The following is a 14,822-nucleotide window of genomic DNA, read 5'->3' as shown; positions in this document are numbered from 1 at the left end:
CTCATCGGCTAAAGCCTCGGCATGATCCTCGGCATCGGCTCAGACCTCTGCGACATCCGCCGCATCGAGAATTCGCTGGAACGTTTCGGCGAACGCTTCACGCAGCGCATCTTCACCGAAGGCGAGCAGGCGAAATCGGACCGCCGGGCGACCAGGGCGGCCTCCTATGCCCGCCGCTTCGCCGCCAAGGAGGCCTGCGCCAAGGCGCTCGGCACCGGCATCAGCCATGGTGTGTTCTGGCGCGACATGGAAGTGGTCAACCTGCCCGGCGGCCGGCCGACCATGAAACTGACCGGGGGCGCAGCGGCAAAACTCGCCGAAATGACGCCGCCGGGACATGAGATCATCGTCCATGTCTCGCTGACCGACGATCCGCCGATGGCCCAGGCCTTCGTGGTGATCGAGGCCAGGCCCCTACGGGCCTGACCTTACTCAATTCTTGATCGCCTACTTGGCAGAAGCGGAGGTTGTGCCGGTGATCTGAGCTTCAGGCTCGTTGCTCAGCCAGCGATAGGCGATGCCGCCGAGCACGCCACCGATCAGCGGCGCGATCCAGAACAGCCAGAGCTGGCCGAGCGCCCAGCCGCCGACGAAAAGTGCCGGCCCTGTCGAACGCGCCGGGTTCACCGAGGTGTTGGTCACGGGAATGCTGACGAGATGGATCAGGCAGAGCCCGAGCCCGATGGCGAGCGGCGCGAAGCCCGCCGGGGCCTTGCCGTGCGTGGCGCCCATGATGATGAACAGGAACATCATGGTCATCACCACTTCCGTCAGGAAGGCGGAGCCGAGTCCATATTTGCCGGGAGAGTGCTCGCCATAGCCGTTAGAGGCGAAGCCCTTGGCGAGATCGAACCCCGGAGCGCCCGAAGCGATCAGATAAAGAACGGCGGCAGCGACAATGCCGCCAAGGACCTGGGCGACGACATAGGGAACCACCTGATTGCCCGGGAATCGTCCCCCGGCAGCAAGGCCGACCGTCACCGCCGGATTGAGATGGCAACCCGAGATGTGGCCGATCGCATAAGCCATGGTGACAACGGTCAAACCAAAGGCGAGCGAGACGCCGAGCAATCCAATCCCAACCTCAGGGAACCCCGCGGCAATCACGGCACTGCCGCAGCCCGCGAAGGTGAGCCAGAAGGTGCCGATGGCTTCGGCGGCGTACTTCTTTGCACTCATGTTGATTCCCCCAAAGCGTCAGTCATCGACAAGACTGTTCTTGTGCGGCATTTTCGTCAACGCGCATCGCTGTACTTCGCCCGCGCACCAGGCAGGCCGACCATGCGCCTTCCGGAGGCTGCGCCACGCACGAGGCCGTGACGCGATGCGCGTTGTCCCTCGCCCGACATTCGGCTAGACCGCGCATTCGAACAGGTAGCCAGCGGGAGCCCCTTGTGGCCAACGACGCCGAAATCAAGAGCAAGGCCAAGGACGAAGGCGGGTTCCTGGAGACGGTCAAGGTCGTCGTCCAGGCGCTGCTGATCGCGCTGGTGATCCGCACCCTGCTGTTCCAGCCCTTCAACATCCCCTCGGGCTCGCTGATCCCGACGCTGCTGATCGGCGACTACCTCTTCGTCTCGAAGTACACCTATGGCTATTCCAAGCACTCGGTGCCGTTCAGCCCGCCGCTTTTCAACGGCCGCGTCTGGGCGGCTGAGCCGAAGCGCGGCGATATCGCCGTGTTCAAGCTGCCGAGCGACAATTCGACCGACTACATCAAGCGCGTCATCGGCCTGCCGGGCGACCGGATCCAGATGATCGACGGCGTACTGCACATCAACAACCAGGCGGTGAAGCGCGAGCGCATCGCCGACTTCGTCACCACCGACCCGTGGGGCCGCACCACCCCGGCGATCCAGTATCGCGAGACGCTGCCCAACGGCGTCAGCCACCAGATCATCGAGCGCGAGGGCGACACCGGCACCTTCGACAACACGCCGGTCTTCCAGGTTCCGGCCGGCCACTTCTTCATGATGGGCGACAACCGCGACAACTCGCTGGATTCGCGCGATCGCAGCGTCGGCTATGTGCCTTTCGAGAATTTCGTCGGACGCGCCGAGATCATCTTCTTCTCGATCGACGAAGGCGCCTCCGCCTGGCGCCTCTGGGAATGGCCCTGGACGGTGCGCTGGAGCCGCATGTTCACGACGATCAAGTGACGAAACCTGGTGAAACCGGCCGCAAGCTGCCGGATCTCGCGCGGCTGGAAGCACGGCTCGGCCATCGCTTCGCCGAGCGCTCCCTGCTGGAGACGGCGCTGACCCATATGAGCGCCGATCAGCGGCGGCTGGCCAGCTATCAGCGCCTCGAATTCCTCGGCGACCGGGTGCTCGGTCTCTCTATAGCCGACATGCTGTTCACCACCTTCCCGCAGGCCGAGGAAGGCGACATGTCACGTCGCCTCGCCGATCTCGTGCGCAAGGAAACCTGTGCCGAGGTCGCTACGGCCTGGGAGCTCGGCCCCAATCTGCGGCTCGGCGAAGGCGAGATTCTGGCCGGCGCCCGCAAGAACAAGGCGATCCTGGCCGATGCCTGCGAAGCCGTGATCGGCGCCGTCTTCATCGATGGCGGCTATGCGGCCGCCCGCAAGCTGGTCGAGGCCGGCTTCGGCCAGCGCCTGCTCAAGCCCGCAACGCCGCTGCGCGACGCCAAGACGGCGTTGCAGGAGTGGGCGCAGGGCCAGGGCCATCCGACGCCGACCTATGCCGAGCTCGGCCGCTCCGGGCCCGACCATGCCCCGGTGTTCCGGATCGTGGTACGGATCGGAACCCTGGTGGAAGCGGAAGCCGAGGGACGCTCGAAGCGTCTCGCCGAGCAGGCCGCCGCCGAAACGCTCCTGCGCCGGCAGGGCCTGTGGAACGAGAATGCGGAGGGCGAGCATGGCTGAGCCTCAACTGCCGACCCGATGCGGCTTCGTCGCGCTGATCGGCGCCCCCAATGCCGGCAAGTCGACGCTGCTGAACCAGCTCGTCGGCGCCAAGGTCTCGATCGTCTCGCGCAAGGTGCAGACCACGCGGACCCAGGTACGGGGCATCGCGCTGTCCGGCCCGGCCCAGATCATCTTCGTCGACACGCCCGGCATCTTCGCGCCGAAGCGCCGGCTCGACCGCGCCATGGTGACCAGCGCCTGGGGCGGCGCAAGCGATGCCGACCTGATCGGCGTGCTGATCGATGTCGAGCGCTTCGACCATGAGGAGAACACCCGGCTGCTCGAGAAGCTCGCCGAGCTGAAGCAGCCGAAATTCCTGATCCTCAACAAGATCGACACGGTCGCCAAGGAGAAGCTGCTCACGATCACCGCGCAGCTCAACGAGCGCGGTAAGTTCGAGACCACCTTCATGATCGCGGCCCTGACCGGCTACGGCATCAAGGACATCCTGAGCTGGCTCGAGACGCGGCTTAAGCCTGGTCCCTGGCTCTATCCGGAAGACCAGATTTCCGATGCGCCGCTGCGCTTCCTCGCCGCCGAGATCACGCGGGAGAAGATGTTCGAGCGGCTGCATGACGAGCTGCCCTATCGCTCGACCGTCGAGACCGAAAGCTGGCAGCAGCGGCCGGACGGCTCGGTCAGGATCGAGCAGACGATCTATGTCGAGCGCGAAAGCCAGCGCAAGATCGTGCTCGGCCAGGGCGGACAGACGATCAAGGCGATCGGCCAGAAGGCACGCGTCGAGATCGCCGAAGCGGCCGAGGCGAAGGTCCACCTGTTCCTGTTCGTCAAGGTCCGCGAAAACTGGAGCGACGATCCCGAGCGCTACCGCGAAATGGGGCTGGAATTCCCGAAGGGCTGAGGCGCACGCCCCTGCGGCGAGGATAATGACCTCGTCAGCCGGGCGCCGCGCAGGCACCGCTCCGGCGAGGTGCCACGGAATTTCCCGCCCGCGCCGGAATTTCGACCGTCAATAGACATTGTTAGACCGTCATTTTTCTCGATCCCTTTTGTCGAAGCCTATTTGAGCGGGAGTTATTGCCATGGCAGCCGAGTCACGCATCGCCCTCTTCATCGACGGCGCGAATCTCTATGCGACCTCGAAGCAGCTCGGCTTCGACATGGATTATCGCCGGCTGCTCAAGGAGTTCCAGGGCCGCGGCAACCTGATCCGCGCCTTCTACTTCACCACCCTGATCGAGAGCGAGGAATACACCTCGATCCGCCCGCTGGTCGACTGGCTCGACTATAACGGCTACCGGGTCATCACCAAGGCGGCGAAGGAGTTCACCGACGCGAGCGGGCGCCGGCGCGTCAAGGGCAATATGGACATCGAGCTGGCGATCGAGATGCTCGAGCTCGCCCCCTATCTCGACCATATCTATCTCTTCTCGGGCGATGGCGATTTCCGTCCGCTGGTCGAGGCGGTGCAACGCAAGGGCGTCAAGGTCTCGGTGGTTTCGACCATCAACACCAGCCCGCCGATGATCGCCGACGATCTGCGCCGGCAATGCGACGAGTTCGTCGAGCTCGGCAACCTCATGCAGAAGGTCGGGCGCGATCCCACCGAGCGGAGTCCGCGCGGTCCTGCCGGCCATGGCGCTCCCAGCCATCCCGGTCTCGAGCGGCGCTACGGCATCCGCCAGAGCGACGAGCCGACCGATAGCTGAGAGCCCAATAGTCGTTCGCCCTCCAAATGCCGCGGCCAGCCTCTTCCCGTCATTCCGGCCGCAGCGAAGCGGAGCGCCGTAATCCATCGTAAGGCTCTGCGCCCTACAATGGATTCCAGAGTGGCGCGGCTGCGCCGCTTGTCCGAAATGACGAGGATGGTCGGGTTAGAATAGCCGCGGCGACACTATCCGCCGGTCTTCAGGATTCGCGCCTTGTCGCGGTTCCAGTCACGGGCCTTCTCGCTCTCGCGCTTGTCGTGCAGCTTCTTGCCCTTGCCGAGACCGAGCTCGACCTTGGCCCGGCCCTTCTCGTTGAAATAGACCTTGAGCGGAATCACGGTGAAGCCCTCGCGCTGGATCGCGCCCATGAGCTTGTTGATCTGGCGGCGGTGCAGCAGCAGCTTCCGCGGCCGGCGAACATCGTGGTTGAAGCGGTTCGCCTCGAGATATTCCGGGATATGGGCGTTGAACAGGAAGAGCTCGTCGCCCATCGGGCCGGCATAGCTCTCGCCGATCGTCGCCCTGCCGCCGCGCAGCGACTTGATCTCGGTGCCCTGCAGGGCGATCCCGGCTTCCAGCGTCTCGGTGATCGCGTAGTTGTAGCGGGCCTTGCGATTATCGGCCGCGAGCTTGTAGCGCTCGGGATCAGGCTTGGTCATTCAGGAAACTCCGGCGTCCGGCGGCCGCGACTGGCGGCCGCCGACAGCCTCACTTAAGCATTGAGCAGCCCGGCGTGAACCATGGCGCCGCGAATGATCTCGCCGGTGGCCGGCGTCACCGGCAATAGCGGCATGCGGACCTCCTCCCCGGCCCGGCCGAGCAGCTTCAGCCCGTGCTTGGCTCCGGCCAGGCCCGGCTCCTTGAACACGGCGTCATGCAGCGGCACCAGCCGGTCCTGCAGCTTCAGCGCGCCGGCATAGTCGCCCTTCAGCGCGCAGACCATCAGCTCGGCGCAGAGCTTGGGCGCGACATTGGCGACGACCGAGATGCAGCCATGGCCACCGGCGGCCATATAGGCCAGCGCCGTCATGTCCTCGCCCGAGAGCTGGATGAAGTCCGGCCCCATGGCATGGCGCTGCTGCGAAACACGCGCGAGATTGGCGGTGGCGTCCTTGACCCCGGCGATGTTCTTCAGCTCGTAGAGCCGCTTCATGGTCTCGACCGACATGTCGACCACCGAGCGCGGCGGGATGTTGTAGATGATGATCGGGATGCCGATCGCGTCGTTCACCGCCTTGAAGTGCTGGTACAAGCCCTCCTGGGTCGGCTTGTTGTAATAGGGCGTCACCACCAGCACGCCCTGCGCGCCGGCCTTCTCGGCATGCCTGGCCAGCGAAATCGCCTCGATCGTGTTGTTGGAGCCGGCGCCGGCGATCACCGGCACCCTGCCCTTGGCCTGATCGATGACGATCTCGGTGACGCGGCCATGTTCGTCATGGCTCAGGGTCGGGCTCTCGCCGGTGGTGCCGACGGGCACGAGCCCGTGGCTGCCGCTCTCGATCTGCCAATCGACCAGCGCCCGAAGGCATGCCTCATCGATCTTGCCGTCCTTGAACGGCGTCACCAGCGCAGTGAGCGAACCGGTGAAAGGCGCATGCTTGGTCATGGGCGGTCCTGAAATCGACATAGTTGCGCGAGAAACGGGCGACAGACATAGCCTTTCAGCCGCAGTCCGCAAAGCCGGCAACCCATCAAAAATCGTGGCCGCATAGTTAGGACTTCGTAAAGCTCCCTGCGGGAGCATGGCTTACTGCTACGATCCGGCTTGCTTGGGGGGACCCTTGATGGCGCTATCGCCGGGCCGACGGTTCTTCGGAGCTGGCCTGACGCTCATTCTGGTGACAACCGGACCCTGCACCGCGGGTCCAGACGGCTCGCACCCCTTCCAGGAGGAGCGACTGGCGAGCGTCGACACGCGCGCAGCAGATGCCGGAAGCAGCAATGTCGATGTCGGCGTGACCGCCTCGCTCGCGCCGCAGACGGAGCCGCCCGTCTCGCCCCTCCCCCCGGCCGAAATCATCCAGCCGGAAGAGCGGGTCGACCTCGCCCCACTGAAGAAGGCGGTCGCCGCCTATCGCACCGGCAAACTCGAGGAAGGCGACGGCATCGCCCGTGGCATCGAGGACAAGGCGGTGCGCGGCATGCTGGAATGGGTCGCGCTGCGCAGCCTGACCAATGTCGTGAGCTTCGAACGCATTGCCGAGTTTCTCGACGAGTTCCCGAACTATCCGGGCACCACGCCTTTCCGCCGCCGGGCCGAAGCGGCCCTGGTCACCGACCGGCGCCGGCCCGACACCATCCGGCGGTTCTTCCATGGCCGCGAGCCGATCAGCCCGGCCGGCCGCGTCGCGCTCGCCCGCGCACTGGCCGCCGAGGGACGTCAGGACGAGGCCTTCGCGCTCGCGCGCCGAACCTGGCTCAAAGACCATCTCGGCGCCGGACTCGAGAAGATCGTCCTCGACAATTTCGGCGACAAGCTGACGCCCGCCCATCACCGCCTGCGCGCCGAGCGCTATCTCTTCGCCGGGAATGGCGAAGCGGCACTGCGCAATGCCGCCCGCGTGTCGAAGGACTATGTCGCACTGGCGAAAGTCAGGCTTGCCTCGGCAAAGGCCAAGGGCCCGATCGCGCAAAAGCAGATCGAGGCCGTGCCGGCCGCCCTGAAGAAGGACATTTCCTTCGCCTTCCTGCAGGCGCAACAGGCCCGCCGCAGCGGCAAGGCGGCCGACGCGGCCAAGGCCCTGGCCGATATCCCGCGCGATCCGGCCCTGCTCGGCGATGGCGATGGCTGGTGGACGGAACGCCGGCTGGTCGCCCGCAAGCTCCTCGATGAGGGTGACGCCAAGGCCGCCTATGCGGTCGTCTCCGGCCACGGCGCCGAGGACGCCGCCGAACGCATCGACGCCGAATGGCATGCCGGCTGGATCGCATTGCGCTTCGAGAAGGATGCCGAGCGGGCGGCGAAGCATTTCGCCGAGGCTGCCAAGATCGCGGAGACGCCGATCTCGGTGGCGCGCGCCGCCTACTGGCAGGGCCGCGCAGCCGACGCGCTCGACAAGGCCGAGGCGGCACAAGCCTTCTATGCCCGTGCCGCCGAGCACCCCGTCGCCTATTACGGCCAGCTCGCCCGGGCCCGGCTCGGCCTCAACGACCTGCCGGTCCGCCGCACCATCGCGGCGCCGCTCGCGCATCTGCCCGGCTTCAAGGCAGCCATGCTGCTCTACGACATCGAAGCGCCCGACCTTGCCGGCCAGATGCTGATCGACCTGTCGCAACGCCTGCACGATACCGCTGCGCTCGAGGCGATCGCCGACATGGCGCGCCAGCGCGCCGACGCCAAGACTCTGCTCACCATCGGCAAGATCGCCCTGCAGCGCGGCTTTCCCCTCGACGAGGCGGCGTTCCCGACCTTCGGCGTGCCGGAATTCCCGACCGTCGGCGATCCGATGGAGCGGGCCATCGTCCATGCCATCGCCCGCCAGGAAAGCGCCTTCGATCCGGCGGCGGTCTCGCATGCCGGCGCGCTCGGGCTGATGCAGATGATGCCGGCGACGGCGCGCGAGACGGCTAGGCGGGCACAGCTGCCTTTCGAACTCGAGCGCCTGACCAGGGACCCGCTCTACTCGGCGCAGATGGGGGCCGCCCATCTCAACGACCTGCTCGGCGACTGGCGCGGCTCCTACATCCTGACCTTCGCCGCCTATAATGCCGGGTCTGGCAATGTGAAGAAATGGATCACCGCCTATGGCGATCCCAGGCTGCCGGAGGTCGATGCCGTCGACTGGGTCGAGCGCATCCCGTTCACCGAGACGCGCAACTATGTCCAGCGCGTCATGGAGAACCTGCAGGTCTATCGCCAGCGGCTGAACCAGCGCACCGCCTACATGATCGACCAGGATCTGAAGCGCGGCGGCAAGCGCGAGTGAAGCGAACGGCACCATGGCCCTTGGCCATGGCAGGCGGGCCATGTCACAAGCAGCGTGAACGCGCCGTTCCCGTCACCTGGAAACACGTGTCATTCCGGCTGCCGCGATGCGGAGCAGTTCCGGAATGGCGCAGCTGGAAAACATGGGTCGCCATGGACGCCGATAGCGGATTCCGCTCGCTCTTCATCAGCGCCCGCGACGGGCTGAAGCTGCATGTGCGCGACTATGGCTCGCTTGCGGCCTTGTCGCTGCCCGTGGTCTGCCTGCCGGGCCTCGCCCGCACCGCCGCCGATTTCCACGAGCTGGCACTGGCGCTTTCCGGCGACCCGGCGCAGCCCCGGCGGGTTCTCGCGCTCGACTATCGCGGACGCGGCCGCTCGGAATACGACCGCGACTGGCGCAATTACGAGATCCGCGTCGAGCTCGACGATCTCATGCAGGTTCTCGCCGCCACCGGCATCGAGGAAGCCGCATTCGTGGGAACCTCCCGCGGCGGGCTCCTGACCATGGCGCTCGCAGTGGCGCGCCCCGGCCTGATCAAGGGCGTGGTGTTCAACGATGTCGGCCCGGTGATCGACGCGCGCGGGCTGCTGCGCATCCGCGGCTATGTCGGCAAGCTGCCGACGCCGCGCAGCTTCGCTGAGGGGGCCGAGATCCTGAAGCGGCTCGCAGACCAGCAATTCCCGCTGTTCGGCGATGCCGAATGGGAGATCATGGCGCGGCGCACCTGGAAGCAGCGCAATGGCACGCTCGTTCCCGACTATGATCCCAGGCTGCTGAAGACGCTCGAGGAGCTCGATCTCGAGGCGCCCCTGCCGGTTCTCTGGCCCTATTTCGCAGCCCTCAACCATGTCCCGGTACTGGCAATCCGCGGCGAGAACTCGGACCTCCTGGCCGAGCAGACATTGCTCGAAATGGGCCAGCGCCATCCGCATTGCGAGATCTTTACCGCGCCCGGACAGGGCCACGCCCCGCTGCTCGGCAGCCGCGACATGACCAGGCGGATCGGCCGGCTGATCGGCCGGGCGGAGAAGCACGCCGCCTGAGCCTGCCCGCTTCGCGAGCGGGCGCGGCCGTCAATCCTTGCCGCGCCGCTCCTTCTCGGCGCGCGAATGCGCCGTCTCGCCGCCGGCGGCGAGGATGCGGGCCTCGACCCGCCATTGCTCGGCGACATCGCGTCCGGGAAAACCGGTATGATGGGCGAGATAACGCAATTCCTCGCTGCCGAGCGGGGCGATCTGGTCGAAATGCCAGATGCCGAGCCGGTTCAGCTTCTCGGCGACCACCGGGCCGACCCCATCGATCAACGTCAGATCGTCGGGCTTGCCGCTGCGCGCGGCCGACAGAAGATTGCCCGGACAGATGCCCTCGAGAGCGGCCCCGGACAGGGCCACCGCCGCGACCTGATCGGCCGTTGGGGCCGCGCCGGCCAGCGCCTTGGCCTGTGCGACCCATTCCTCACGCTCGATCCGCCCTGGAAAGGCGAGATAGGCGCCGACCCATTCGACGTTTGCGGGCGTCCAGGCGGCGATCTGGCTGAAATGCCAGATGCCGAGCGCATGCAGACGCTCCTCGTTCTGGGGCCCGACGCCCTTGATCAATTTGAGATCGTCGGCGGCGCCGCCGCGCGCCGCGACATAGCCGGCCGGCCGGAGCCCGACAATGGCCTCCTCACCGTCGAGCTTGGGCATGGGCGCTGGCTCTGGCGCGACCGCGGAGCCGGCCCGTGCCGCCATGCCCGGGGCGGGCAAGGCGCGCGCCGGTTGCGGCAGCGCCAGACGTGGCGCCGGCAGCGCGAGCGCCGCTTCGGGGACCGCCGCAGTCCCCTTGAGCAGGGAGCCGACAACGCAGCCGGCCGCATAGACCGCAACATAAAGCAGCCCGGTCTCGACCCAGAAGGCCGGCTGGTTGTTCAGCACGCGCAGCCAGACCAGTGCGGCGGCGCCGGCCCAGAGCAAGGCGACCAGCATTGCCGGACCACCGAACAGGGTTCGCAGACCATCGCGGCTGGTCAACCAGCCGAACACCAGGCCGATCGCGAAGGCTGCGACCAGGAACCAGACGAAATGGAGCGCAAGATACAGCATGGCGTGCGGCCCTATTTCGCGACGGTGAACTGAACGCGGCGGTTCTTGACCTTGGCGTCGGGGTCGCCATGGGCGACCAGCGGCCGGTCGACGCCATAGCCCTTGACCTCGAGCTGTTCGGGCTCCAGCCCGCGCCGGATGAGTTCCTCGCGCACACGGAAGGCGCGCCGGCGGGACAGATCGAGATTGTTGAAGCCGGCGCGCTCGCCGTCCATGTTGGCATGGCCCTCGACGGTGACACGCGTATCCGGGCAATGTTTCAGGATCGCCGCGGCCTCGGTCATCGCCCTTTCGGTCACCGAATCGAGCGTCACGACCGCCGTGCCCTGGCCGAACATCACGTAATAGCGCTGGGTCAGGGCATCGAGATCGTTCTGGCAGGTGCTCGGCGGATCGATGACGCAGCCGGTCTGGCGCATCCCGATCTCGGCCTTGCCGGTGAAACCTTCCGGCAAGCCGCTCGCGGCGTTGGTCTCGACCTCCGAGCGGATCAGCTCGCGGCAGGTCAGCCCCTGAACACTGACCTCGTGGTCGACGAGATCGACGGAGCCCAGATCGAGCCGAAGCAGATCCTGCACGGCGCTGCGGGCCGCGACCCCGAAGCCGGCCGGAGCCGCAGGCACGATCGTCGTCTCATCGCGAATCTTACCGCGCAAGGGCGAGGCCTCGATCAGCTCGGCGATCGCCTGCTTCGAGCCGGCATCCGGCAGATGGCCCGACAGCGTTCCGCCTGTCCTGTCGACCGCCGCGGAGAAGCCATAGCGGCTGAGGGTCAGCAGCGGCGCGCCGGACAATCCCAGCCCCGCGGGCAAGGACTGCGCCTTCAGTGCCTCCTGCAAGGCCGTCCAGCTCGCCAGATCGCGCGCCGCGCCGGTCACCGTGAGATTGCCGCCGGCCAGGCTGACGCTGCCGCGCTCGATCTTCTCGAGCAGTCCGAGGGCGAAGCGCGTGACGGCGTCGAAATCGGCGGCGTCGCGCAGATTGGGCTCGACACGCGTCCGGTCGGTCAACGCGCCGCCCCGCAGAGCGGCGCGGGCGAGTTCCGCCGCAGCGGCCTGGGCGGCGGCGTTGGGCGCGATGCCCGAGAGCGCGATTCCAGCCTCTGTCTTCTCGGCACGCCATTGCAACGGGCGCGCCGGCACAGGCGTCGGCGGGGCGGGCGGAGCCACGACCACGGCCGGAACCGATGGCGCCGGCGTCGGTAGCGGCTGCGGCCCCGGTGGTGCAGGCGCTGGCGGCGCGAAGCTGAGATCGAGCGGCGGCGCCTCCGGCAGCGGCGGCATCACCGGCACCGGCGGTGGCGGTGGCGGTGGAGGGGCCGGCGGGCAGGAGATCGCCGCCAGTGCGACCGATTCCGGACCATCGGCCTGGGCGATGTTCAGGCGCAAGGCCTCGCAGGCGGCGAAGTCCTGCGGCCCCTCGCCGCCGATGCGGTAGCGCGTGCCGTCGATCTCGACCTTGCCGCTACGCAGGCGCGCCAGCTCGGAGAGGGCCCGGCCGACCCGCGCCAGGAAGGCCGGTGGCTCGCCGCTCGCCGGCTGGGTGCGGTCAGTAATGGCACCCGCCTCGGGAAAGGCCCGCGCCGCAAGGCCCGAGACTTCGTTCTTGACGGCTTCAGACGGATAGAAGCCCGACAGGCTAACCGCCCCAGCCGCATTTTTCTCGGCGCTCCAGACATAAGGAGAGACGACCGGCGGGTTGAGCGCGCAATCGACCCGCGAAAAGCCGGCAGGAGGGGCTGCCGCTGCGGCAGCGCGCAGCGCCAGGAAGGCTTCGGGCGACGAAGCCGTCCCCTCGACACAGAAGCGCGTATCGTCGAGCGCGACCTTGCCGGCAGAGAGCCTGCCGAGATCCGCGATCATCGCCCCGGTCAATGCCGGGAAACCCGCCGGCGCACCGAAAGCGATCTTCTGCTGGTCCTCGATCCGCAAGGCAGTTCCGAGGCCGCGCGCAGCGGCGAGATTGGCTCTCGCAGTGCTCTCGTCAGGCACGAAACCCGTCAATGTCACCTTGTCGGCTTCACGGCTCGCCGACCAGCTATAGGGCTTCTGCGCGACGACCTGTGTCAGACCCCCGAGAACCCGCCGGACACCGAACTCCGCCTTCAGCTGCGCCAGCGCCTTGGCGGCGCCATCGGCGCTCGTCGCCTCGCCATCGAGATAGACGTCGCGTCCATCGACCCGGGCCGAGACCTCGCGGATCCCCGGAGCCGCGCCCGCGAGCGCACCGGCGGCTAGAGCTCGCGCCTCGACATCCTTGCGCACCGCTTCGCTCTGAATCAGGTTGGCCGAGCTCCACAGCACTGCCAGCGGAACGAACCCCCACAGCCAACCGGCCTGCCGTGCCATCCCCGATCCTCGCCCCTGCCACCGACTCGAACCGAATCCGGTCCCTCGCACCGGTGAGAATCAGGCCTCATCACACTGGCAAGTCAAGCAAGCCGGCAAGCTTCTGCCCTGGAATTCGCCCTTCCCCTCCCGGCTGGCGGCCAACGGTGCGCGAAATCCTCAAAACGAAAGAAGCCCCGGGTTTCCCCGGGGCTTCCATCATCACGATCGGAAGATCGATCAGAAGTCGCGCTGGATGCGGAAGCGGCCAGCCCAGGCGTCGTCCGCCTTCACGAGCGAACCACCGTTGGCCAGAGCAACCCGGTTGCCGAGGTTGTTCGAGGCCAGGACCGACTGGCGCATGTCGGTGCGGGTGTAGAGCACCTCGACGCCGATATCCAGACCCGAAACCGGCGACCAGATCAGGTTACCAGCAACGATGAGCTCCTTCGGATCGAGCGGACGCGAAATCTGGCCAGCGACGGCCTGATTGGTCAGCACGTAGCCGAGCTTCAGCTCAGAGTACGAAGCGATGAGCTCCGAACGCAGGGTCGGGGTCCAGAAGTGACGCAGAGCGGCAACGATCGACCAGCCGGTCGACGAGTCGACCTGACCGAGCGCGTTCACGCCGAAGTCACCAACCGCGAGCGCAGCGTTCTGAGCGGCGATGCGGCCCGAACCGAAGTTGCCACCCCAGCCGAGATAGCCGAGAGCGCCGTCAGCGTAGGCAGCCTGCAGGAACAGGAAGTCGCCAGCCGCAAGCATCGGCAGGTTGATCTTCACGCCACCCTGGATGGCCCAGCCCATCTCGTCCTTGTTGCCGACGAAGACGCCAGCGCCGTTGGCGATCGCCGGGTTGCCGGCGGCAGCGCCGCCCGGACCGAACACGGTGTTCAGGCCGGCGTTGTTGATGCTGCGCTGGGTAAGAGCAGCCGACAACTGGGCCGAACCCCAACCCTGATCGACGCGCAGCGAGGCGACGACGTCCGGGTAGTCCTGACCGAGGTAGTTGGAAACGCCGCCGGGGCTGACGACAGCCGCTTCACGCGAACCGGTACCCGAGACGCGATCTTCGAGCGACAGGGTGGCCGAGAAGCCCGAACCGAAGGTGGCGGTGTAGGCCAACAGGTTCAGACGCGAGTCAGCCGTACGAACGGTGGTGAAGCCGAGGTCGTTGGCGTAGAAGTCGAAGAACGACTGAGCGCGACCAGCGGTGATCGGGCCGAACTGGACGAAGGCCAGATCGAGGTTGGCGCCCGAAGCAGCGGTGCCGCCGGTGGTGCGCGGAGCGCCCGGAACGACGATGCCCTGGTTGCCGCCGATCGTGTTGTTGTACACGCCGGTGCTGTTGGTCAGCTCATAGCGGAAGAAGGTCCGCAGGGTGCCGTAAGCGGTGGCGGTACGAGCGTCGACGTTCAGACGGCCACGAGCGCGGCTGCCGTAAGCGTCATTGCCGTCGCCATAACGCGAGCCGACAGCGTACTCAGCGCGAACACGACCGCCGATGCGGAGGCAGGTGTCGGTGCCGGGGATGTAGAAGAAGCCAGCGCCGTAAGCGGAGCAGACGCGAACGTATTCGACCGGAGCAGCCTTCCGCGAAGGAAGGTCGGCGGCCTGAGCCCCGGCAACCGCGGCGATACCGGCGGCAGAACCGAGGAGGAGGCTCTTAACGAGCTTCATTTGATAACCTCCAAAAGAGTTTCGAGACCCTCGGGCTTCGGTGACTTCGTGATCCGGACGGCCCCAGGAGACCCCACCGGTGAAACCACCTATCCCGGTCTTCCCCCCCCGTCCCTGAACCACTCAGAGGCGAAGTTGAAAAACAGCGACCGGGAATGTCCCGCCGCACAGTCACCATTACGAATGCCCGCCCCGCGATCAAC

General features: G+C 66.8%; 13 protein-coding genes. 7 read left to right on the top strand and 6 right to left on the bottom strand.

The window, feature by feature from the left end; genetic code table 11:
* Positions 1-21: 21 nt before the first annotated feature.
* On the top strand, positions 22-426 hold the full coding sequence (gene acpS, locus J0J10_RS17715) for a holo-ACP synthase (RefSeq protein ID WP_291647851.1): 405 nt from the start codon (positions 22-24) through the stop codon (positions 424-426).
* A gap of 21 nt (positions 427-447) precedes the next feature.
* Here the strand turns inward: acpS and aqpZ are convergent, their stop codons facing one another.
* Complete coding sequence (aqpZ, locus tag J0J10_RS17710) at positions 448-1,179, bottom strand: aquaporin Z (protein WP_291647849.1); 732 nt, start codon at positions 1,177-1,179, stop codon at positions 448-450.
* A gap of 215 nt (positions 1,180-1,394) precedes the next feature.
* Here aqpZ and lepB point away from each other — a divergent pair, with 215 nt between their 5' ends.
* The 4 genes from lepB to J0J10_RS17690 all read left to right on the top strand — a co-directional run bounded on the left by lepB (position 1,395) and on the right by J0J10_RS17690 (position 4,599).
* Entirely contained in the window at positions 1,395-2,159 is a 765-nt protein-coding gene (gene lepB / locus J0J10_RS17705; RefSeq protein WP_291647847.1) for a signal peptidase I, read from the top strand.
* A complete protein-coding gene (gene rnc / locus J0J10_RS17700) occupies positions 2,111-2,887 on the top strand; it encodes a ribonuclease III (RefSeq protein ID WP_465247218.1) in 777 nt (258 codons plus the stop codon). Before lepB ends, rnc begins: the two co-directional genes overlap by 49 nt.
* Positions 2,880-3,791 carry a GTPase Era gene (gene era / locus J0J10_RS17695; RefSeq protein ID WP_291639534.1) on the top strand — a complete coding sequence of 304 codons (912 nt, stop codon included), beginning with the start codon at positions 2,880-2,882 and terminating at the stop codon, positions 3,789-3,791. Before rnc ends, era begins: the two co-directional genes overlap by 8 nt.
* A 181-nt stretch (positions 3,792-3,972) precedes the next feature.
* Complete coding sequence (locus J0J10_RS17690) at positions 3,973-4,599, top strand: LabA-like NYN domain-containing protein (protein ID WP_291639532.1); 627 nt, start codon at positions 3,973-3,975, stop codon at positions 4,597-4,599.
* 185 nt (positions 4,600-4,784) lie between these two features.
* On the opposite strand, the gene smpB is transcribed toward J0J10_RS17690, so the two are convergent.
* Together smpB and dapA are read right to left on the bottom strand one after the other, a co-directional pair.
* Positions 4,785-5,258 (bottom strand): SsrA-binding protein SmpB, encoded by a 474-nt coding sequence (gene smpB / locus J0J10_RS17685; RefSeq protein ID WP_291639530.1) that lies wholly within the window; start codon positions 5,256-5,258, stop codon positions 4,785-4,787.
* A gap of 53 nt (positions 5,259-5,311) precedes the next feature.
* Positions 5,312-6,205 (bottom strand): 4-hydroxy-tetrahydrodipicolinate synthase, encoded by an 894-nt coding sequence (dapA, locus tag J0J10_RS17680; RefSeq protein ID WP_291639528.1) that lies wholly within the window; start codon positions 6,203-6,205, stop codon positions 5,312-5,314.
* 232 nt (positions 6,206-6,437) lie between these two features.
* Here dapA and J0J10_RS17675 point away from each other — a divergent pair, with 232 nt between their 5' ends.
* Together J0J10_RS17675 and J0J10_RS17670 are read left to right on the top strand one after the other, a co-directional pair.
* Positions 6,438-8,525, top strand: a complete 2,088-nt coding sequence (locus tag J0J10_RS17675) for a lytic transglycosylase domain-containing protein (RefSeq protein ID WP_291647845.1) — start codon at positions 6,438-6,440, stop codon at positions 8,523-8,525.
* A 152-nt stretch (positions 8,526-8,677) separates the two neighbouring features.
* Complete coding sequence (locus tag J0J10_RS17670; protein WP_291647843.1) at positions 8,678-9,571, top strand: alpha/beta fold hydrolase; 894 nt, start codon at positions 8,678-8,680, stop codon at positions 9,569-9,571.
* 30 nt (positions 9,572-9,601) lie between these two features.
* On the opposite strand, the gene J0J10_RS17665 is transcribed toward J0J10_RS17670, so the two are convergent.
* The 3 genes from J0J10_RS17665 to J0J10_RS17655 form a co-directional block, all read right to left on the bottom strand.
* Positions 9,602-10,612, bottom strand: a complete 1,011-nt coding sequence (locus J0J10_RS17665; RefSeq protein WP_291647841.1) for a hypothetical protein — start codon at positions 10,610-10,612, stop codon at positions 9,602-9,604.
* Positions 10,613-10,623: 11 nt separating this feature from the next.
* Positions 10,624-12,960, bottom strand: coding sequence for an OmpA family protein (locus J0J10_RS17660; protein WP_291647839.1), 2,337 nt, complete (start codon positions 12,958-12,960; stop codon positions 10,624-10,626).
* 219 nt (positions 12,961-13,179) lie between these two features.
* Complete coding sequence (locus tag J0J10_RS17655; RefSeq protein WP_291639518.1) at positions 13,180-14,619, bottom strand: porin; 1,440 nt, start codon at positions 14,617-14,619, stop codon at positions 13,180-13,182.
* Positions 14,620-14,822: the final 203 nt, after the last annotated feature.

The sequence above is a fragment of the Allobosea sp. genome, from assembly GCF_017308075.1.
GTDB lineage: Bacteria > Pseudomonadota > Alphaproteobacteria > Rhizobiales > Beijerinckiaceae > Allobosea.
Note: the sequence above shows the minus strand (reverse complement) of the source record. Positions and strands in the feature narration are given on the sequence as shown.

Excerpts from the sequence above, each read along its gene's own strand:
- acpS (WP_291647851.1), top strand. The coding sequence starts at position 22 with ATGATCCTCGGCATCGGCTCAGACCTCTGCGACATCCGCCGCATCGAG.
- aqpZ (WP_291647849.1), bottom strand. The coding sequence starts at position 1,179 with ATGAGTGCAAAGAAGTACGCCGCCGAAGCCATCGGCACCTTCTGGCTC.
- rnc (WP_465247218.1), top strand. The coding sequence starts at position 2,111 with ATGGCCCTGGACGGTGCGCTGGAGCCGCATGTTCACGACGATCAAGTG.
- era (WP_291639534.1), top strand. The coding sequence starts at position 2,880 with ATGGCTGAGCCTCAACTGCCGACCCGATGCGGCTTCGTCGCGCTGATC.
- J0J10_RS17690 (WP_291639532.1), top strand. The coding sequence starts at position 3,973 with ATGGCAGCCGAGTCACGCATCGCCCTCTTCATCGACGGCGCGAATCTC.
- smpB (WP_291639530.1), bottom strand. The coding sequence starts at position 5,258 with ATGACCAAGCCTGATCCCGAGCGCTACAAGCTCGCGGCCGATAATCGC.
- dapA (WP_291639528.1), bottom strand. The coding sequence starts at position 6,205 with ATGACCAAGCATGCGCCTTTCACCGGTTCGCTCACTGCGCTGGTGACG.
- J0J10_RS17670 (WP_291647843.1), top strand. The coding sequence starts at position 8,678 with ATGGACGCCGATAGCGGATTCCGCTCGCTCTTCATCAGCGCCCGCGAC.
- J0J10_RS17665 (WP_291647841.1), bottom strand. The coding sequence starts at position 10,612 with ATGCTGTATCTTGCGCTCCATTTCGTCTGGTTCCTGGTCGCAGCCTTC.
- J0J10_RS17660 (WP_291647839.1), bottom strand. The coding sequence starts at position 12,960 with ATGGCACGGCAGGCCGGTTGGCTGTGGGGGTTCGTTCCGCTGGCAGTG.
- J0J10_RS17655 (WP_291639518.1), bottom strand. The coding sequence starts at position 14,619 with ATGAAGCTCGTTAAGAGCCTCCTCCTCGGTTCTGCCGCCGGTATCGCC.